Source organism: Paenibacillus barengoltzii G22 (genome assembly GCF_000403375.2).
Taxonomy (GTDB): domain Bacteria; phylum Bacillota; class Bacilli; order Paenibacillales; family Paenibacillaceae; genus Fontibacillus; species Fontibacillus barengoltzii.
Window position 1 is genome coordinate 64,441 of the sequence record NZ_KE159656.1, and the last position, 19,828, is coordinate 84,268.

Below are 19,828 nucleotides of genomic sequence, written 5' to 3' on the forward strand. Positions count from 1 at the left end.
GGGATGTCAAGACCTGGTAAGGTTCTTCGCGTTGCTTCGAATTAAACCACATACTCCACTGCTTGTGCGGGTCCCCGTCAATTCCTTTGAGTTTCAGCCTTGCGGCCGTACTCCCCAGGCGGAATGCTTAATGTGTTAACTTCGGCACCAAGGGTATCGAAACCCCTAACACCTAGCATTCATCGTTTACGGCGTGGACTACCAGGGTATCTAATCCTGTTTGCTCCCCACGCTTTCGCGCCTCAGCGTCAGTTACAGCCCAGAGAGTCGCCTTCGCCACTGGTGTTCCTCCACATCTCTACGCATTTCACCGCTACACGTGGAATTCCACTCTCCTCTTCTGCACTCAAGCTGCCCAGTTTCCAGTGCGACCCGGGGTTGAGCCCCAGGATTAAACACCAGACTTAAACAGCCGCCTGCGCGCGCTTTACGCCCAATAATTCCGGACAACGCTCGCCCCCTACGTATTACCGCGGCTGCTGGCACGTAGTTAGCCGGGGCTTTCTTCTCAGGTACCGTCACTCCGTTAGCAGTTACTCTAACGGACGTTCTTCCCTGGCAACAGAGCTTTACGATCCGAAAACCTTCATCACTCACGCGGCGTTGCTCCGTCAGACTTTCGTCCATTGCGGAAGATTCCCTACTGCTGCCTCCCGTAGGAGTCTGGGCCGTGTCTCAGTCCCAGTGTGGCCGTTCACCCTCTCAGGTCGGCTACGCATCGTCGCCTTGGTGAGCCGTTACCCCACCAACTAGCTAATGCGCCGCAGGCCCATCCGTAAGTGACAGATTGCTCCGCCTTTCCCAAGCCCCTCATGCGAGAGACTTGCGTATCCGGTATTAGCTACCGTTTCCGGTAGTTATCCCAGTCTTACGGGCAGGTTGCCTACGTGTTACTCACCCGTCCGCCGCTAAGTTTATCAGGAGCAAGCTCCCGATAAACTCCGCTCGACTTGCATGTATTAGGCACGCCGCCAGCGTTCGTCCTGAGCCAGGATCAAACTCTCCAATAAAGTGGTGTTTGACTTGCTCATTTAGAAAAAACTGACGAGATCGGATCGAATTTCAAGACCTGAGTACACCGGTTTGAAATTCATCCTTTAAACTCGATTTATTACTCACTCGTTGTTCAGTTTTCAAAGATCAACTTCGTTATCGTCTTATCGGCGACAACTTTTATAGTATATCATGTCCGGCGTTATCTTGCAAGCATTATTTTTAATCTGCGATTCTGAGCTGAAGTTCATAATGCCCACGAATAACGACCGGATTTATAATATATCATTTTTTCAAGACGACTGCAACCCAAAATACTCGATTTTATCCATCCAATTTTATCCATACTAATCCACTGCAATTAGCCGCAACTCCCTCATGCATCAGTATGACTTAAACTACTTCTGATTGAAGTAAATAATCATTAAATGCAACGGCCCAGGCATATATTGAAGCCAACCGTCTAAGCACCAGAAGTTTTTTTACGATATCAAACCCCAATCCGCCTCGAATAAAACAACAAGCCCAGCCAAAGCCGGGCTTGTTCTCGTCCAAACTCTTATTCCGCAGAACGCATATGCGGGAACAACAGCACGTCACGGATGGATGCCGAGTCAGTTAACAGCATCACCAGACGGTCCACCCCGATACCCAAACCACCAGTCGGCGGCATACCGTACTCGAGGGCACGGATGAAGTCCTCATCCATTTCATGCGCTTCATCGTTACCTTGTTCACGTTCAAGCAATTGCGCTTCGAACCGTTGACGCTGGTCGATCGGGTCGTTCAGCTCCGTAAAGGCATTCGCATGCTCACGGGCTACGATAAACAGCTCGAAACGATCCGTAAACCGCGGATCCTGCTCGTTCTTCTTCGCGAGCGGCGAGATCTCTACCGGATGTCCGTAAACGAACGTAGGTTGAATTAAGGTTTCTTCAACAAATTGCTCAAAGAATGCATTCAAAATATGACCATACGTCATATGCGGCTCAACTGGCACATTGTGCTCCTTCGCCAAACGATGCGCCTCTTCATTGCTCATTTGCACGCTGAAATCGACGCCGGTTACTTCTTTAACTGCATCAACCATGGACACACGGCGCCATTGCGGCTTCAAGTTAACCTCATGCCCTTGGTAATGTACCACTTGAGTCCCGAGCACTTCCTGCGCGATATGGGAGATCAGATTTTCCGTAAGCGCCATAATATCTTTATAGTCGGCATAAGCTTCATACAGCTCGATCATCGTAAATTCCGGGTTGTGACGCGTCGAAATCCCTTCGTTCCGATAGACCCGGCCGATTTCATAAACTTTCTCCAAGCCGCCAACGATCAGTCGCTTCAAGTGAAGCTCGATGGCGATCCGCATATACAACTGCATGTCCAACGCATTGTGGTGCGTAATAAACGGACGGGCAGCCGCACCGCCGGCAATGTTATGCAGCGTTGGCGTTTCCACTTCCAAATATCCGAGGGAATCCAGGTAACGGCGCATGGATCGGATGATCTGCGAACGCTTGATGAACGTCTGCTGCACTTCAGGATTCACGATCAAGTCGACATAACGCTGGCGATAACGCAGCTCAACGTCTTTCAAACCGTGATATTTGTCCGGCAACGGATACAACGACTTCGACAGCACCTCTAAGTCCTTCACCTTGATCGTCGTTTCACCAGTTTTGGTTTTGAACACCTCACCCGTTACCCCGACGATATCCCCAAGGTCCAGAATACTGAACGCCTGATACTTCACTTCAGGCACGCTGTCTTGACGGACATAAATCTGAATTTTGCCAGACAAGTCCTGCAGGTGCGCAAAGCTGGCTTTCCCCATGACCCGCTTAGCCATGATTCTTCCAGCAATGGTCACCTCGACGCGCTTCTCCTCCAATTCTTCCTTGGTCAGCCCGTCATATTGCCGGAGAATGTCCCCCGCCATGTCGGTGCGTTCAAATTTTTTGCCAAAAGGATCGATGCCAAGCCCGCGCAGCTCGTCCAATTTATCACGGCGAATTTGCAGCAGCTCGCTGACCTCCATCGCTTCCTGGTTATTCATCTCTTCGCTCATTACCCTACTCCACTCCTTAATCCAGCTGAATTTGCTCGCCGACAAAAGAAACAGTGAAAGAAGCCTCCGCTGGGGAAGCTTCTTCTCTCGCTCATTCCGCCTTACTTCTTAATGTCTACGATTTTATATTGAATCACGCCTGCCGGAACGTTAACGTCTACGATGGCGCCTTTTTTCTTCCCAAGAATGGCTTTGCCGACAGGACTTTCATTCGAAATTTTGTTCTGCATCGGATCGGATTCTGCCGTCCCGACGATCGCATATTCCATCGTATCGCCGAATTCCAGATCTTCCACCGTCACGATCGAACCAATGCTTACCGTATCCGTGTCGATTTCATCGTTGTTGATGATCCGCGCGTTGCGAAGCATTTTCTCCAGAGTAATGATGCGTCCTTCAATAAATGCTTGCTCGTTCTTGGCGTCCTCATATTCCGAGTTCTCGCTGATATCCCCGTATCCGATGGCAACCTTGATCCGCTCTGCCACTTCGCGGCGTTTCACGGACTTCAGGTTCTCCAATTCTTCTTCCAGTCTTTTCAGACCGTCTTGGGTAAGGATAACTTCTTTATCGCTCATCTCAACCGATTCTCCTGTCATGGAAAAAATTTTCGCACGGTACGTGCGGCACCCGAAAACTCCCCCTGGCAAACGAACGATTCCCAAATGAAATAGTTCCTTTGCCCTACCACTGTAGCCCAGGTGCATGGAAGCGCTCGCTTCCGGCCACAGTGATCACTTCGATGCTTACTTGTTGTGCTTATTATATGCAATATGTGATAAGGGTCAGACCCTCATTTGGGAGAGACTGACACTTGAGGCGAATTTATATTGTGAAATTATAGGTGAACGATTCTGAAATGTCAATGACGCCCGATTTTACAAATGTAAACGTTTCATGTGTATAGAGGTCCCCCATTCGAGGACCCCCCTCTCCACTTCAACGTTTAGGCGGACACCTCATCGGGTACCGTTCCCGCCGCCAAATCAGCAACAAAATTCTCAAGAATCCGCACCATCTCGTCCCGCCGAGTTTCTTCCATAATGAGGTCTTTGATGCGTGCTGCCCCTTTCAACCCTTTTAAATACCAAGCCAAATGCTTGCGCATTTCGCGAACAGCAACAAGCTCGCCCTTCAGCGCCGCTAAACGGTCCATGTGCAGGATCGCAATGCGAATCTTCTCCTCCGCATCCGGCTCAGGAAGCAATACGCCTGTTTTCAAGTATTCAACCGTCCGGTACAACATCCAAGGGTTACCGAGCGCCCCGCGTCCGATCATCACACCGTCGCAGCCGGTCTCATCCAGCATCCGTTTCGCATCCTCGGGTGTCGCCACATCGCCGTTCCCAATGACGGGAATCGACACCGCTTCCTTCACTTGCCGGATGTAACTCCAGTCCGCTTTTCCAGTGTACAGCTGCTCCCGCGTCCGACCGTGAACACTCACGGCTTTACCGCCGGCTCGTTCAACCGCTTTTGCGTTGTCCACGACGTAGATATGCTCCGCGTCCCAGCCTATGCGCATTTTTACCGTTACCGGTTTACTTACCGCATCCACAACCGCCGCAACCATTTCGTATATTTTATTAGGGTCAAGCAGCCAGCGTGCCCCGGCGTCACATTTCGTCACCTTCGGCACAGGACAGCCCATATTAATATCGATAATGTCGGCATTGGTTTCCTGATCGACAACTTTTGCCGCTTCGACCAGCGACGCGCGATCCCCGCCGAAAATTTGCAGGCTGAGCGGCTTTTCCCGCTCGTCCACAAAGAGCATTTCTCGCGTCCGCTTATTGCCGTGAAGGATCGCTTTATCGCTAACCATCTCAGCGCAGACCAGCCCGGTCCCAAATTCTTTGGCAATCAGACGGAAGGCTGGATTACATACGCCTGCCATCGGGGCAAGTACGACTTGGTTCTTCAATTCCACATCGCCAATCTTCAGCAAGATGGTTCCCTCCCATGCAATAAAATAGTTAAAAATCAGCGGTTCACTACAGATCCGACTTGAGCTCCGCTAAAGATATTCCTAAACATTGTGCAATCTTCGTTAACATTTGCTCATCTGCCCGGCGGTTCCCCCGCTCTACCGCGCCCAATAAGGCCAGGGATACGCCAGACTTCTCTGCCAGCTCTTGCTGGGTGAAGCCTTTTAGTTTTCGGAAAGCGCGGATGCGCTGTGCCAGTTGCATGTTTTCCAAAACCGGACGCCTTCCTTTCCATCTAAGTTGTCTAGAGCATGATGAATCTGTTCAAACAGCCCGGAAGGCTCTCCTTCCGGCACGATGTCGGCTAAGGGAATGAGCACAAAAGCACGCTCCATCATCCGCGGGTGCGGTAAGGTCAGAAGCGGGGTGTCCATCACCCTGCCGCCAGCCCACAATAAATCCAGGTCCACCGTTCGCGGCCCAAAGCGAATCGTACGCTCCCGTCCCAGTCGCAGCTCAATATCGAGCATGAAGGTCAGCAACGCCTCAGGTTCCAGCGAAGTGCGGACCGCAACGGCCATATTCACAAAACAAGGCTGATCCAAATAACCAACCGGATCCGTCTCATAGAGATTGGAGCACCGCAGGACCTCGATCTCCGGGTGCTTCTGCAATTCTGAGATCGCCTGCATCAAAGTGGCTTCGCGGTCGCCCAGATTAGCCCCTAAAGCAATATAAGCCTCTGAAAGCTCAGAGGGAGATGTCATAGTCATAAATATTAGCTCACTTTCTGGAACGATACAACTCGACCGTCACACCGTCAAAATGTACGTCAAACGGCGGATGCGGCTTCGTAACTCGAACCGTTAACGCATCTACCCTAGTATAAGTGTCCAACACCGCAGATGCAATATGCTCCGCCAGAGCTTCGATAAGCTTGAAGCTCTTCTTCTCAACGACCCCCTTGACCAGCTCATGCACTTCGGCATAATTGACCGTCTGCGTTAAATCGTCGTTAACCCCGGCCTCATGCAGATCCAACTCTAATTCCAAATCTACATAAAATCGTTGACCGAGCTTACGCTCTTCCTCAAAAACACCGTGATACCCGTAATATTCCAAGTGCCGCAGCACGATTTTATCCATTCATTTCAGCTCCTTTACCGGCAAATGGTCAAGCATACACGATGGCATCGCACATCTGCACGGTTTGCTTGATCTCTTTCACGTCATGGACACGGACGATTTGGCAGCCTTGCGCAATTCCCAACGCCACGGTGGCCGCCGTTCCGAACACCACCTCATCGACCGGAAGATCCAATGCGGTGCGGATAAACCGTTTGCGAGACGTCCCCAGCAGCAACGGGAACCCCAATGCCGCTAATTCGTCCAACGCCTTCATGACACGCAGATTTTCGTGATAGTCCTTAGCAAAGCCGATGCCGGGGTCCAAAATAATATTTTCATCTGAAACGCCGGCCTTTCGGGCAATCTCCACGCTCTCCCGCAAATCCGCAGCCACATCGGCAAGCAAATCGCGGTAATTACGATCATGGCGGTTATGCATCAAAATCACCGGACAACCAAACTCCGCCGCCACTTCCGCCATCCGCGGCTCCGCCTTAAAGCCCCAGACATCATTTATGATATGCGCCCCGGCCTTCAACGCTTCGTACGCCACCTGTGCCTTGTACGTATCGACCGACAACGGAATGTGAGGAAGCTCGCGATGAAGTGCCTCAACGACAGGAATGACCCGTTCCAGCTCTTCCTGTTCACTTACGGGCACATGGCCTGGACGTGTCGACTCCCCGCCGATATCAATAATATCTGCACCTTCTGCAACCATTTCACGGGCGTGCTGAACGGCGCGCTCTACATTATTGTAACGACCTCCATCGGAAAAAGAGTCCGGCGTCACATTCAAAATTCCCATCACCAGCGTGCGCTCCCCCAACGTTAAAGAGGCCTCGCCCAGCTGGTAGCTGCGCTTATAGATGATCGGCTGCATCGCCACTCCTCGCTTTCTCTCTATATTTCCCCAATAACAGACACGTCATCGGTCCGATTCGTCCGGTTCCCACTGTGCGCCGTAGCGACCCTCGGCCTCCGGGCTGGTCAGACTCCACCAGTTCCGTCACCGGCACAAGCTCCTGAATCGAATTCGTCAGGAAGACCTCGTCAGCCTCCAACAGCTCGTCCCAAGTGTAGCGACCTTCCTCCGCCGCAATCCCTTGCTCGGCTGCCAGCTCCAGCACCTTCGTGCGGGTAACGCCCGGGAGAATGCCAGTTTCCACATCCGGCGTATATAATCTGCCATTTCGCGCAAAAAATACATTGCTGACGATCCCCTCCGCCAGCCAGCCATCCGCCGTCAGCAGCAGTCCCTCAGCGGGTGCTGCAGCAGATCGACGTCCGTGCACATGCGCTTGGACATTCGCTGCAGGAGCGTCTGCCGTCTCCAGCGCCTCCCGTTCTAATCGAGCGAGTTCGCGCTTCGCCAACACATTGTTCATATAGTGCAGTGACTTGAAACGCACCTCGCCCTCCGGCGTATTGCGAGGCGTTGTCAGCCGCCATAACGGCTTCCCATCCGTGTACAGCGTCTCCCCAGGGTCGGGCAGTGGCTTCACATAGATCACGACCCTCGGTTTCTCGTAGTCACCAACAGGCAAGCCCAGCGGCCCTTCGCCAGCCGTCACCGTATATCGAATGTAACCTTCGTCCAATCCGTTCCGCGCAAGCAGCTCGGTGATTTCCGCTTCAACCCGGCCATGATCAACCTGGTGCGCAATCCCAAGCGCCTTGCAGCCTGCCTCCAGCCGCTGCAGATGCCGCTCCAGCAAGAACGGGCGCCCTCCGTAGGTGCGGAACGTTTCAAATAAACCGAGCCCGTACATAAAGCCGTGATCCATCACAGAGATCACGGCTTGATCGGCCGGGGTCGGAACGCCATCCACCCCGATGTAATTCATGCTTTGGCTTCCGCCTTTCGGTTCAGGAAGTTACGGAGAATTTGGTGCCCATGCTGGGTAATGATCGATTCCGGATGGAACTGCACGCCCTCGACGGCATACTCTTTGTGGCGCAGCCCCATGATCTCCCCTTCCGCCGTCTCTGCCGTAATCTCCAGGCAATCCGGCAGACTCTCGCGCTCCACGATCAGCGAATGATATCGCGTAGCCGTGAAGGGCGACGGCAGACCGGCAAACACCGATTCTCCATGATGGTAAATAGGCGATGTCTTGCCATGCATCAAGCGTTCGGCGCGAATTACCTTGCCGCCAAAGGCTTGACCAATGGCCTGATGCCCCAGACAAACGCCAAAGATCGGGATAACCCCTTTAAAATGCTCAATCAAATTCAACGTGATCCCAGCCTCATTGGGCGTACACGGGCCGGGGGATATCAAAATATGATCCGGCTGCAAAGCCTCAATACCCGCAAGATCGATCTCATCGTTGCGGCGGACAGTTACTTCCTCGCCTAACTCACCTAAATACTGCACCAGATTGTACGTGAAAGAATCATAATTGTCGATCACTAAAATCATCTCATCTCATCTCCTGTCCTAGACTTTGTCCAGCTGGCTCTTCTGAAAATCCTCAACTCTGTTGTACAGCCAGAGCAACGGCTCTAGCTTTGTTCAAACATTCCCTATACTCACGATACGGGTCTGAATCGATGACAATGCCGGCACCTGTCTGCAAGTAGCCGACGCCGTCCTTCGTGACCAGCGTACGTATAATAATATTTAATTCGATATTCCCGGCATAGTCAATCCATCCCATTGCGCCGGTGTAAGGGCCTCTCGTGACAGGCTCAAGCTCCTCGATAATTTCCATCGTCCGCACTTTAGGCGCTCCGGTGATCGTTCCCCCAGGAAAAACAGCCGCAATCGCATCATAAATCGTACGATCCGCATTCAGCACTCCTTCGACCTCGGAGACCAGATGCATGACGTGCGAATACCGCTCCACGGTAAACAGCTCGCTGACCCGCACCGTCCCATACTCCGCCACCCGGCCGATATCGTTGCGCAGAAGGTCGACGAGCATGATGTGCTCGGCTTGCTCCTTCTCGCTGGCCAGCAGCTCGGCCTCCATCTGCTGATCCTCCTGCGGCGTATGTCCCCGCCGTCTCGTTCCCGCAATCGGTCGGGTGCTGATCCGCCCCTGCTCCACCTTCACCAGCAGCTCCGGCGAAGCGGACACGAGCTGGAAGTCCGGGAACCGGAGCATACCCATATACGGCGAAGGGTTCAGCTTGCGCAGCTGCTCATACACCCGCTCCGGCGAAGCGGCCAACGGAAATGCTTGGCGCAGCGAAAGATTCACCTGGAAGACGTCGCCAGCCGCGATATATTCCTGCACCCGTCGCACCGCCGCTTCAAACGCCTCCTGCGGCATGGAGACGGACAAGCGCCGGCGTTCCAACTCCTCGTCGGGAAGTGAAGGGGAGTCCGCCGCGGCACTCCCTGTACCTACCGAGTCCTTCGCCGACGTGCAAAAGCCAGCCCACAGCTCTGCCATTCGTACAGCCCGCGCCTCAGCGAGGTGATAGCGGTAACGCAGCTGATCCAAAGGCAGCGACGCAATCGGGACATGGACGATGCAATACACATCGCCTTCCGCTTGATCGATCACCCACAGCTCCTCGAACCGCATCCAGACGTAATCATCCAGACCCAGATCGTCCTGTGCCAGGTTGGGCAGCCGTTCTAGCGATCGTGCGACGTCATAGGCGAGATAACCCACCGCCCCGCCGCTGAATTTCGGCAACCCCGGCCAACCCGGCGAACGAAATGGTTCCATCCAGTCCCGCAGCATTTCGAGCGGCTTGCCTGACTTGACTGAAACTTTGCCGGAAGCAAAATCTTCCACCACGGCCTGATCGCCCTTACCGCGAAGGACGGAGACCGGATTCAGCCCCAAGAAGGTATATCGTCCAACCTTGCCGCTCTCCAACACAAAGGCATATGGCCCGGCTTCCTCCCAGGCCCGGGACCAGTTCTCAGGCAAGCCGACAGCCGGCAGCGGAATTTTGACCGCGAAGGGCAGCACCGTCCAGTTGCCCGTGTTCCCCCATTCTCTCCATTGCTCCCAAGTCGTTATCTTTTTCATGAAGCGCGCGTGATCCCCCACATTCTCAGCCTGAAGAAGCTCTTGTCTTATTGGAAGCTAGTATACTAGAAGACGCCTAATAGGAAAACATCTATCGCAAAAAATAAAAACCCCAGACCGTTCGGTTGGAACGGCCGGGGGGTGATCATCGCTCTTACCGCGAAACGATTAAGCTTCGAAATTGTACAGCGGCGTGCTGAGATAACGTTCACCGTTACTTGGAATAACGGCAACGACACGTTTGCCTTTACCCAGTTGCTTCGCAACTTTCAATGCAGCAAACACTGCAGCACCGGAAGAGATCCCGGACAGAATGCCTTCTTGTCTTGCTACAATACGCGCTTGTTCGAACGCTTCTTCGTTCTCGACATGAATGATTTCATCATAAATTTCACGGTTCAAAATTTCTGGAATGAAGTTCGCACCGAGACCTTGGATTTTGTGAGGACCTGGTTTACCGCCAGCCAAAATCGGCGATGCAGCCGGTTCAACAGCGTAGATTTTCAGATCCGGGAACCGTTTCTTCAACACTTCGCCCGCACCGGTAATCGTACCGCCAGTACCGATCCCTGCAACAAATGCATCCAAGCGTCCATCCAGCGATTCGATCGCTTCAACGATTTCCGGCCCCGTCGTCTCGCGGTGGATCTTCACGTTCGCTTGAGTTCTGAATTGGTCTGCCAGGAAATAATCCGGATTCGCAGCAAGCAGTTCTTCGGCTTTCTTCACCGCACCGTTCATGCCCTCGGCCCCTGGCGTCAGGACAAGCTCTGCCCCGTAAGCGCGCAACAGGTTGCGGCGTTCCAAGCTCATCGTTTCCGGCATGACAATGACAGCCTTGTAGCCTTTGGCTGCAGCGACCATTGCCAAGCCAATCCCGGTGTTCCCGCTGGTAGCTTCGATAATCGTGCCCCCCGGTTTCAGCTTGCCGGCTTTCTCCGCCTCTTCCACAATGCTGATTGCAATCCGATCCTTAACGCTGGAGCCTGGGTTTTGGTATTCCAGCTTCACGTAGATTTCCGCACTGTCCTCCGGTACAACCCGGTTCAAACGGACTAGCGGCGTATCTCCGATCAATTCCGTAACATTGTTGACGACTTTTGCCATATCAAATATCCTCCCTTTGGATAAAAATAACCAAGTCGATCTGGCTGCCCACAAATGAAAGCTGAGATTTAGGATGCACGATTCATCGACTTTCATTTATTTCCGAGTAAATAAGTTGGTTTTCTAATTATAATCTTAACAACGCCGATCGGAGTTGTCAAGAAAAGTCACAAAAAATACTTTGCTTTCAAGGGACTTTTGCCCCCGATCGCAAAGTATTTTGGACCTATTTCGGTCTTCACAATTTATTTCTCGGTTCTAGCGATCAGCTGGTCGATTTCCTCCGGCGTAAACAAGTAAGGCTCATTGCAGAAATCGCACACAACCTCCGTCTCTTTTCCTTCGTCCCGCAGCTCCTCCAGCTCCTTCTTGCCCAAGCTGATCAGCGTGCGTTCAACCCGTTCCCGGGAACAGTTGCAGGAAAAGACGATGTCCATCTCCTCCAGGATCTGCACATCCTTCACGATCCAGCGAAGCATTTCTTCCAGTTCCAGCCCTTGGTCAAGCAAAGCCGTAACCGGTGGAAGCTGTCCGATCGCCTTTTCGATCGAATCAATCTCCGAATCGCTTAAGCCTGGGAGCAGTTGAATGATGAAGCCCCCGGCTACGATCACCGAATTATCTACATCGACCAGGACGCCAAGTCCAACCGCGGATGGCGTTTGCTCCGATACGGCAAAATAATAGGTGAAATCCTCACCCAATTCACCGGAAATCAACGGCACGCTCCCGCGATAAGGTTCCTTGAGCCCCAGATCCTTTGTGACATGGATGAACCCTTCGGTGCCGACTGCACCGCGCACGTCCAGTTTCCCTTGACTGTTGCTTGGCAAGTGGACATGCGGGTTCTTGACGTAACCGCGCACTTCGCCCTTGGCGTTCGCATCGGCAATGATCTGTCCGATCGGCCCGTCGCCCTTTACCTGAACGGTCAGCTTATCCTCGCCCTTGAGCATCGCCCCCATCATGGCAGCGGCAGTCACCGTCCGTCCCATAGCTGCGGTAGCTGTTGGATAAGTATCATGCCGACGGCGCAGCTCCTCCACCAGCTGGGTCGTCCGCACGGCAAAGGCGCGTACCTTCCCGTCCATGGCGATCCCTCGGATCAACCGGTCTTTCTTATTGTTATGGTCCATGTTGCGAAGGACCTCCTTTCATCCCTTAAAGGTCAATCAACCTTTCATTATTTCCATAATCTATGATCCGCATCATTGATTGCGCTCGTAAATAATGCGAAGGCCCTCCAAAGTCAGCTGGGAGTTAACCTCCTCGATGGTGCGCGTCTCGCTGGCGATCAGCTCAGCCAACCCTCCGGTAGCAATCACCTTCGGTTTCGCACCCATCTCCCGGGCAATCCGCTCCACAATGCCATCAACCTGGCCCGCATAGCCAAAAATAATCCCCGCCTGCATCGCATGCACCGTGTTGCGCCCGATCACCTTCTTTGGCTTCTCCAGCTCAATCCGCGGCAGCTTGGACGCCCGTTGATACAGGGCTTCGGTCGAGATGCCAATCCCCGGCACAATCGCACCGCCAAGATAATTGCCGGCAGCATCGATACAGTCAAATGTTGTGGCCGTGCCGAAGTCAACAACAACCAGCGGCCCGCCGTACTTCTCGATAGCCGCCACCGCGTTGACGATCCGGTCCGCGCCTACCTCGCGCGGGTTTTCGTAGCGCAGGTTCAGCCCGGTTTTGATGCCCGGCCCCACAACCAGCGGCTTGTGATGTAAATATTTTTCGCACAGCTCTTCCAGCACGTGCATTAACGGCGGAACAACCGAAGAAATGATGACGCCTTCCATCTCACTTCCCCGGATGCCTACCATATCAAACAGATTATGGATCAATACGCCGTACTCGTCCACCGTGGCTTGACGGTTCGTGCTGATGCGGAAATGATGGAGCAACTCCTTGCCCCGGTAAATCCCCAACACGATATTCGTATTGCCTACATCGACTACAAGGAACATGCGCCTGTTAAGCCTCCTTTTTGCCGTTCAGGTCCAAACTGATATCCAGGCTTTCAAAAGAATACGTCAACCGTCCCACGGAAATGACGTCTACGCCGCTCTCAGCAATGCCGCGAATCGTTTCCAGCGACACGTTGCCCGATGCTTCCACCGTTACATGCGGCGCTTTCGCCTTGATTCGGCGCACCGCTTCCTTCATCAGATCAGGTGCCATGTTGTCGAGCATAATGATATCTGCTCCAGCTTGCAGCGCTTCCTCCACCTGCTCGAGGTTCTCCGTCTCCACCTCAATGGTCATCGTATGCGGAATCTGAGCCCGGGCGCGGCTGACCGCTTGGGTAATCCCCCCGGCCCCCTTGATATGATTATCCTTGATCATCACCGCGTCGTACAACCCAAAGCGGTGATTCGCACCTCCCCCGGTGCGGACGGCATACTTCTCCAGCATCCGATGTCCCGGCGTCGTCTTGCGCGTGTCCACCAAACGAGTTGGCAGGCCGCCCAAAGCCTCGACGAACAGGTTCGTCCGCGTAGCGATCCCGGACAAGCGCTGCAGCAGATTCAGCGCTAACCGCTCCCCGGTTAAGATGCTATGCGTGCTTCCTTCAACCTCAGCGAGAATCGTACCTTTCTCGATGCGTTCGCCGTCCTTCACGTGCGGCGTAAACGTCAAGCTGGGGTCCACAATCTCAAAGACGAGCTGAGCAACCGGCATGCCAGCAACAATGCCGCCTTGCTTGGCGTGAATAATCCCTTTGGATTCATGGCCGGCAGGGATCGTCACGGCGGTCGTCACGTCTCCGGAGCCTACGTCTTCCTTCAGCCAGCTGCGAATGGACTCCACAAGCCCCTCATTATATCCATTAAACATCATCGCTAATTTCCTCCAACATCCCTTGATCCCGCTGCCACAACAGATGCTTGCGCCACTTCGCGTCATCCCGCTCCGGGAAGTCCTCACGGTAATGTCCGCCCCGGCTCTCCTCGCGAGCCAATGCCGCTTGGGCCAGCAGCAGCGCGCAGGTCAACATATTGGCATACTCCCATTGGTCGCGGGTATGCAGCGCTTGGCTAAAAATCGCCTTGTGCTTCTCCAACTCCTCGATGCCCTTCGTAAGCCCCTCTGCGGTGCGGCGCAGGCCGACACGGCGCACCATCGTCTTTTGCAGGTCAAGGCGGCGTTCCACCAACGAAAACGGAGCCGGCGCCATGCGGCCGCCGTGGTAAGCCACCGTCTCGCCCGTACGAGTTCGCGGCGGCAGTTCCTCGATCCGCTGGATAATCCGGCGGCCAAACACAATCGCTTCCGACAGCGAATTGCTGGCAAGCCGATTGGCTCCGTGCACGCCGGTCGATGAAACCTCACCGCAGGCGAACAACCGTTGCACACTCGTCTCGCCATAATGGTTAACGCGAACGCCTCCCATCATATAATGCGCTGCCGGAGCGACTGGAATCCAGTCACTGGTCAAATCAAGCCCATAACGCAGGCAGGTTTCGTAAATCGTCGGAAAGCGCGCTTTGATCTTCTCCGGATCTTCGTGCGTGATATCGAGATACACGATACTTGCTCCGGTCTCCTCCATCTCGCTGACGATGGCTCGCGCTACGATATCCCGCGGGGCCAACTCCAGCAGCTCATGGTACTTGCTCATGAACCGCTCACCTTTAATATTCCGCAGCACGGCCCCTTCACCGCGAACCGCTTCGGAAATGAGGAACCGCGGGGCGCCCGGGTAGCAGAGCGAAGTAGGATGAAATTGAATAAATTCCATATCGCGAAGCACCGCTCCTGCCCGATAGGCGATGGCGAGGCCGTCCCCTGTGGCTACCTCGGGATTGGTCGTATAACGATACAACTGCCCGGCTCCGCCGGAGCATAGAATGGTCGCATTCCCGCGCAGGAACACACGCTGCCCGTCAGGCCGCTGGACTAACGCGCCCAGGCATTCGTTCTCCTCCGTAATCAAATCGATTACATAATGATTGTCCCAAACCTCGATGTTCGGATGGGCTTCCGCCTGCTCGGACAACGCCCGCACGATCTCATACCCTGTCGCATCCCCGTGCGCATGCAAGATTCGGCGATGGCTATGAGCCCCCTCTTTCGTGAGCGCCAGCTCCCCGTTTTCCAAATCAAAGGACGTACCCAGCTTCATGAGCTCTCTAACGCCTTCCGGCCCCTCATTCACAAGGATATCCACCGCTTTGGAGGAGCATAATCCCGCGCCGGCCAACAGCGTATCCTGGCGATGATAGGCCGGGGAATCATCCTCAGAGATCACGGCTGCAATCCCCCCCTGCGCATACCGGGTATTGCTCTCCAGCATGGATTTCTTCGTGACCAGGATTACGCGATTCTTTTCACTTGCTTTGATAGCGGTAAAAAGACCGGCAATCCCCGAACCGATCACAATCACATCCGTATCCACGACCGTCAATCGGCTTGCCTCAAAATCAACCAAATATTGTGGAATCACGTTCGTCACCTATCTTGAACAAGAGAGTAGCGCATGCTACTTAACTTGTAACATGCGCTCTAAGGATAATCTGGCTTTGTCGGCAACGACAGGCGGTACGTAAATTTGTGGCTGCATCGTTTCCAGGCATTTCACCAGTTTCTTCAGATTATTGACTTTCATGTTCGGGCACACCAGATATTTCGTGGCAAAATGGAACGTTTTGTCCGGGCTGTCTTTACGCAGCTGGTATCCAGTTCCATCCTCCGTACCAACGATAAACTCTTTGGTGGAGGAATTTTTGCAGTAATCGATGATCGCCGTAGTGCTGCCGACGAAATCGCCCATGGCCACCACTTCCGGGCGGCATTCCGGATGCACGACAAACTCGGCGTTCGGATATTTCGCTTTCATCTCAACGACGTCTTTGACCGTCAGCATATCATGCGTGTTGCAATAGCCTTCCCAGATGATCAGCTTCTTGTCGGTATGCTGTTGCACGTAATGGCCCAGGTTCTTATCCGGTACCCAGATAATCTCGTCTGCATCTACGGAGTTAATCACCTTCACCGCATTCGACGAGGTGCAGCAGATGTCCGTCTCCGCTTTGATTTCTGCGGAAGAGTTAATGTAGGTTACAACTTTGGCATTTGGGTGCTCCGCCTTCAACTTGCGCAAGCCGTCAACATTTACCATATCGGCCATCGGACAGCCTGCACGTTCATCAGGTATAAGTACCGTCTTGTTCGGCGCCAAGATCTTGGCGCTCTCGCCCATGAAATGTACGCCGCAGAATACGATGGTATCCGCGTCCGTCGAAGCGGCCTTCTGAGCGAGCAAAAATGAATCGCCCCGGAAATCCGCGACTTCTTGGATTTCATCCCGCTGATAATAATGCGCCAGTATGATGGCATTGCGTTCTTTCTTGAGCTGAACCAGCCTTTCCCGCAATTCGCGGTTCATTTCGGCTTTACGCTCAAGCGCTAGAGCCTCCACTTGAATTCCTCCCCCATAAGCTCATGTATCGTCTGTTGCTGTATTAACCCCATCCTGGCTCTCTATCTCTTCGCGTCGTCCGGGATTCTAGCTGCGTTGTATGACAATCCTGCGTGAAACGGCAAGAACGTATTAAATTTCACACGGTGTTTACCAACTAATTTACACAAGGTGAAAGGCACTGTCAATGCGCCGTCCGGGTGCGTATAGTCCCATTAGCCTTTGATAATGAAGGAAAAATAAGGATTATTGAGGAGATATGCACATTCAGCAATAACTAAAATTTTAAGGATAGGCTGGGGGACCCTGTTCTGGTTCTCATCAATACGCTCGATGTATCCCATCCATTCTAAAGCAAAAAATCCGGGAAACTGAAGGTTTCCCGGATTAGGTCTTTGCTAGTATGGTTTACACGGTTGGCGTGCTGCCGCCGTTATTTGGATCCTTGCCTTCGTCCGCCGAATCGGCTTGACCTGGCGTATCGCTGACGGTCCCTTGCGGTGTGTCCACCACCGGATCGTTCGTCCGATCGTTGGCGGTGCCGCCCGGAACATCATTCGGGATATCTCCGACCGGTGCAGCAGGCGCCGTATCCTCAGTTTTGCCTTGGATGCGAACGCGAACGTCACCCACGCTGTCGATCGTCGGCTCACCCGGTTCGGAGGAACCGTTGCCGCCATCTTGGCCGTCTTTCTTCAAGCCGTCCAGCGTACCGGTTTCAATCAGCGACTTGATTTGCTCGAGCTCCAAGGTTTCCACTTCAAGCAATGTTTCTGCAATGAGGTGAACTTCCTTGGCGTGCTCCGTCAGCAACTGCTTACAACGTTCATAACATTCGTTGATGAACCGCTGCATTTCCTGATCGATCTCATAAGCGATTTGATCACTATAGTTCTGCTCGTGCCCGATATCGCGGCCCAGGAATACTTGGCCTTGCGATGTACCGAACTGCATCGGACCGAGCTTCTCGCTCATCCCGTATTCGATGATCATGCTGCGCACGATGTTGGTTGCTTGCTGGAAGTCACTGTACGCGCCGGTTCCGATCTCACCGATAAACAGCTCCTCGGATACGCGGCCGCCAAGCAAACCGGTTACCCGATCCAGCAGCTCGTTCTTCGTGGCCAGCATGCGGTCTTCCTTCGGTAACATAATGACATACCCGCCGGCGCGGCCGCGTGGAATGATCGTTACCTTGTGCACCATATCGGCATGCTCCAAGAAGTAACCCACAATCGTGTGGCCCGCTTCGTGGTAAGCCACGATGCGCTTCTCGCGGTCGCTGATGACGCGGCTGCGTTTCTCTGTCCCGACAATTACGCGGTCGATCGCTTCGTCGACTTCCGTCATGGAAATATCTTTGCGGTTCCGACGTGCGGCGAGGAGGGCCGCTTCGTTCAGCAGATTCTCCAGATCAGCACCAGTAAAGCCCGTCGTACGCTTCGCGATGACGTCCAGCTTGACGTCTTTGGTCAGCGGCTTGTTGCGTGCATGCACTTTCAAGACCGCTTCGCGTCCCTTCACATCCGGACGGTCTACCGTGATTTGACGGTCAAAACGTCCTGGACGCAGCAAGGCCGGGTCCAGAATATCTGCACGGTTCGTTGCAGCGATGATGATAATGCCTTCATTGCCGCTGAAGCCGTCCATTTCTACGAGCAATTGGTTGAGCGTTTGTTCGCGTTCATCATGACCGCCACCAAGCCCAGCACCCCGCTGACGACCAACAGCGTCAATTTCGTCGATAAAGATGATACAAGGCGCATTCTTCTTCGCGTTCTCGAACAAATCCCGCACGCGGGAAGCGCCGACCCCAACGAACATTTCCACGAAGTCAGAACCGGAAATGCTGAAGAACGGAACCCCTGCTTCACCGGCAACTGCACGGGCAAGCAAGGTTTTACCGGTACCCGGAGGGCCTACAAGCAGAACGCCTTTAGGAATTCTTGCCCCCACGGCCGAGAACTTCCGCGGATCTTTCAGAAACTCAACGACTTCGACAAGCTCTTGCTTCTCTTCATCGGCACCTGCGACATCTTCAAACGTGACTTTCTTCTTCTCTTCATTATAGAGGCGCGCCCGGCTCTTGCCGAAGTTCATCACTTTGCCGCCGCCGCCCTGCGCTTGATTAAACAAGAAGAAGAACAGAATGAACATAATCGCCAGCGGAACAATCGAAGTCAGGAAGGTCAGCCAGATGCTCTCACCTTGCATCTTCTTCCATTCCAGACTAAAGTTGTTCTGTTCGCTGTATGCGATAATCTCCTTAACGACATTCTCGTCAAAAGGCACATACAAAGAGAAATTCTTCGTCTTGTCGTTTCCGACAGGTTCCTTATACTTACCGGTTACCAGATAAGCGTAACCGTCAAATTTAACGGTTAGATCATCAACATTATTAGCCTTCAGTTCCTGACGTAAGTCCGAATACTTAGGGGTGACGGTTGCTTCTTGTCCGCCATTGAGGAATTGGACGATGCCCACCACGACTAAGAAAAGTATTAAATAAAAACCAGAATTCCGGATGAACCGATTCATCCCCTACCTCCTCTCAAGACCTTAAGTTATTTTACCATAGCCAATCTCGCCATTTCAAAATTCCGGCAAGGGTGGTCTTTCGTCCAAGCGGACGACGAAATCAACTGGTGTAAATCTCCGGCTTCAGAACTCCGATGAATGGGAGGTTACGGTATTTCTCGGCATAATCCAGACCGTATCCGACAACGAAAGCGTCCGGAAGAACGAACCCTGACAGGTCCGCTTGTAAATCCACCGTACGCCGTGCCGGTTTATCAAACAGCGTAACGATTTTAACCGATTTAACCTTGCGCCGTTCAAGCACATCAATCAAATAGCTGAGCGTCAGCCCGCTATCGATAATGTCCTCTACGATCAAGATATCGCGGCCTTCCACGGAGGTATCCAAATCCTTGATGATTTTCACTTCCCCGGAAGAACGGGTTCCTGCCCCATAACTGGAGACAGCCATGAAGTCGAGCTCGATCGGTACCGTAATTTCCTTAACCAGATCGGCCATAAAAATAAAAGCGCCTTTCAAGATACAGATTACGAGCGGGTTACGTCCTTCGTACTCCGCACTCAGTTGTTTGCCCAACTCAGCAACCTTCTCTTGAATTTGTTCCCGCGTAATCAAAATTTCCTGGATATCGTTTAGCAAAAT

At 53.2% G+C, this 19,828-nt stretch carries 18 protein-coding genes and 1 other annotated feature; all 18 genes read right to left on the reverse strand.

Features of this window, described 5'->3' with window-relative positions:
* Positions 1-117: 117 nt before the first annotated feature.
* Positions 118-1,002: a sequence feature (16S ribosomal RNA rRNA prediction is too short), on the reverse strand.
* 550 nt (positions 1,003-1,552) lie between these two features.
* The 18 genes from lysS to hpt all read right to left on the reverse strand — a co-directional run bounded on the left by lysS (position 1,553) and on the right by hpt (position 19,825).
* On the reverse strand, positions 1,553-3,061 hold the full coding sequence (lysS, locus tag C812_RS21025; protein WP_016314652.1) for a lysine--tRNA ligase: 1,509 nt from the start codon (positions 3,059-3,061) through the stop codon (positions 1,553-1,555).
* A gap of 101 nt (positions 3,062-3,162) precedes the next feature.
* The gene (gene greA, locus C812_RS21030; protein ID WP_009226297.1) at positions 3,163-3,639 is read right to left on the reverse strand and encodes a transcription elongation factor GreA; all 477 of its coding nucleotides are present in this window, start codon (positions 3,637-3,639) and stop codon (positions 3,163-3,165) included.
* Positions 3,640-4,007: 368 nt separating this feature from the next.
* A complete protein-coding gene (gene dusB, locus C812_RS21035) occupies positions 4,008-5,009 on the reverse strand; it encodes a tRNA dihydrouridine synthase DusB (RefSeq protein ID WP_016314654.1) in 1,002 nt (333 codons plus the stop codon).
* Between the two features lie 46 nt (positions 5,010-5,055).
* Positions 5,056-5,262, reverse strand: coding sequence for a helix-turn-helix domain-containing protein (locus C812_RS22130; RefSeq protein WP_016314655.1), 207 nt, complete (start codon positions 5,260-5,262; stop codon positions 5,056-5,058).
* The gene (gene folK, locus C812_RS21045) at positions 5,214-5,762 is read right to left on the reverse strand and encodes a 2-amino-4-hydroxy-6-hydroxymethyldihydropteridine diphosphokinase (protein WP_016314656.1); all 549 of its coding nucleotides are present in this window, start codon (positions 5,760-5,762) and stop codon (positions 5,214-5,216) included. Before folK ends, C812_RS22130 begins: the two co-directional genes overlap by 49 nt.
* Before the next feature lie 10 nt (positions 5,763-5,772).
* Positions 5,773-6,135: a dihydroneopterin aldolase gene (gene folB / locus C812_RS21050; protein WP_016314657.1), complete on the reverse strand. Its 363-nt coding sequence runs from the start codon at positions 6,133-6,135 to the stop codon at positions 5,773-5,775.
* Positions 6,136-6,163: 28 nt separating this feature from the next.
* The gene (gene folP, locus C812_RS21055; protein ID WP_016314658.1) at positions 6,164-7,000 is read right to left on the reverse strand and encodes a dihydropteroate synthase; all 837 of its coding nucleotides are present in this window, start codon (positions 6,998-7,000) and stop codon (positions 6,164-6,166) included.
* The gene (locus C812_RS21060) at positions 6,981-7,964 is read right to left on the reverse strand and encodes an aminotransferase class IV (protein ID WP_016314659.1); all 984 of its coding nucleotides are present in this window, start codon (positions 7,962-7,964) and stop codon (positions 6,981-6,983) included. Before C812_RS21060 ends, folP begins: the two co-directional genes overlap by 20 nt.
* Positions 7,961-8,542, reverse strand: coding sequence for an aminodeoxychorismate/anthranilate synthase component II (pabA, locus tag C812_RS21065; RefSeq protein WP_016314660.1), 582 nt, complete (start codon positions 8,540-8,542; stop codon positions 7,961-7,963). Before pabA ends, C812_RS21060 begins: the two co-directional genes overlap by 4 nt.
* Positions 8,543-8,594: 52 nt before the next feature.
* Positions 8,595-10,112, reverse strand: a complete 1,518-nt coding sequence (locus tag C812_RS21070; RefSeq protein ID WP_036626290.1) for an anthranilate synthase component I family protein — start codon at positions 10,110-10,112, stop codon at positions 8,595-8,597.
* 168 nt (positions 10,113-10,280) lie between these two features.
* Positions 10,281-11,219 carry a cysteine synthase A gene (gene cysK / locus C812_RS21075; RefSeq protein WP_016314662.1) on the reverse strand — a complete coding sequence of 313 codons (939 nt, stop codon included), beginning with the start codon at positions 11,217-11,219 and terminating at the stop codon, positions 10,281-10,283.
* 245 nt (positions 11,220-11,464) lie between these two features.
* On the reverse strand, positions 11,465-12,355 hold the full coding sequence (hslO, locus tag C812_RS21080) for an Hsp33 family molecular chaperone HslO (RefSeq protein WP_016314663.1): 891 nt from the start codon (positions 12,353-12,355) through the stop codon (positions 11,465-11,467).
* 72 nt (positions 12,356-12,427) lie between these two features.
* Positions 12,428-13,192, reverse strand: coding sequence for a type III pantothenate kinase (locus tag C812_RS21085; protein WP_016314664.1), 765 nt, complete (start codon positions 13,190-13,192; stop codon positions 12,428-12,430).
* 7 nt (positions 13,193-13,199) lie between these two features.
* Positions 13,200-14,066, reverse strand: coding sequence for a carboxylating nicotinate-nucleotide diphosphorylase (gene nadC / locus C812_RS21090; RefSeq protein WP_016314665.1), 867 nt, complete (start codon positions 14,064-14,066; stop codon positions 13,200-13,202).
* Positions 14,056-15,672, reverse strand: a complete 1,617-nt coding sequence (gene nadB / locus C812_RS21095) for an L-aspartate oxidase (RefSeq protein WP_036626293.1) — start codon at positions 15,670-15,672, stop codon at positions 14,056-14,058. Before nadB ends, nadC begins: the two co-directional genes overlap by 11 nt.
* Before the next feature lie 36 nt (positions 15,673-15,708).
* Positions 15,709-16,647 (reverse strand): quinolinate synthase NadA, encoded by a 939-nt coding sequence (nadA, locus tag C812_RS21100; RefSeq protein ID WP_016314667.1) that lies wholly within the window; start codon positions 16,645-16,647, stop codon positions 15,709-15,711.
* Between the two features lie 408 nt (positions 16,648-17,055).
* Entirely contained in the window at positions 17,056-19,185 is a 2,130-nt protein-coding gene (gene ftsH, locus C812_RS21105) for an ATP-dependent zinc metalloprotease FtsH (protein WP_016314668.1), read from the reverse strand.
* A gap of 100 nt (positions 19,186-19,285) precedes the next feature.
* Positions 19,286-19,825: a hypoxanthine phosphoribosyltransferase gene (hpt, locus tag C812_RS21110; protein ID WP_009226313.1), complete on the reverse strand. Its 540-nt coding sequence runs from the start codon at positions 19,823-19,825 to the stop codon at positions 19,286-19,288.
* Between the last annotated feature and the right edge of the window lie 3 nt (positions 19,826-19,828).

Coding starts and splice junctions, on each gene's coding strand:
- lysS (WP_016314652.1), bottom strand. CDS start 3,061: ATGAGCGAAGAGATGAATAACCAGGAAGCGATGGAGGTCAGCGAGCTG.
- folK (WP_016314656.1), bottom strand. CDS start 5,762: ATGACTATGACATCTCCCTCTGAGCTTTCAGAGGCTTATATTGCTTTA.
- ftsH (WP_016314668.1), bottom strand. CDS start 19,185: ATGAATCGGTTCATCCGGAATTCTGGTTTTTATTTAATACTTTTCTTA.
- C812_RS21070 (WP_036626290.1), bottom strand. CDS start 10,112: ATGAAAAAGATAACGACTTGGGAGCAATGGAGAGAATGGGGGAACACG.
- hslO (WP_016314663.1), bottom strand. CDS start 12,355: ATGGACCATAACAATAAGAAAGACCGGTTGATCCGAGGGATCGCCATG.
- folP (WP_016314658.1), bottom strand. CDS start 7,000: ATGCAGCCGATCATCTATAAGCGCAGCTACCAGCTGGGCGAGGCCTCT.
- cysK (WP_016314662.1), bottom strand. CDS start 11,219: ATGGCAAAAGTCGTCAACAATGTTACGGAATTGATCGGAGATACGCCG.
- folB (WP_016314657.1), bottom strand. CDS start 6,135: ATGGATAAAATCGTGCTGCGGCACTTGGAATATTACGGGTATCACGGT.
- greA (WP_009226297.1), bottom strand. CDS start 3,639: ATGAGCGATAAAGAAGTTATCCTTACCCAAGACGGTCTGAAAAGACTG.
- pabA (WP_016314660.1), bottom strand. CDS start 8,542: ATGATTTTAGTGATCGACAATTATGATTCTTTCACGTACAATCTGGTG.
- C812_RS21085 (WP_016314664.1), bottom strand. CDS start 13,192: ATGTTCCTTGTAGTCGATGTAGGCAATACGAATATCGTGTTGGGGATT.
- C812_RS21060 (WP_016314659.1), bottom strand. CDS start 7,964: ATGAATTACATCGGGGTGGATGGCGTTCCGACCCCGGCCGATCAAGCC.
- nadC (WP_016314665.1), bottom strand. CDS start 14,066: ATGATGTTTAATGGATATAATGAGGGGCTTGTGGAGTCCATTCGCAGC.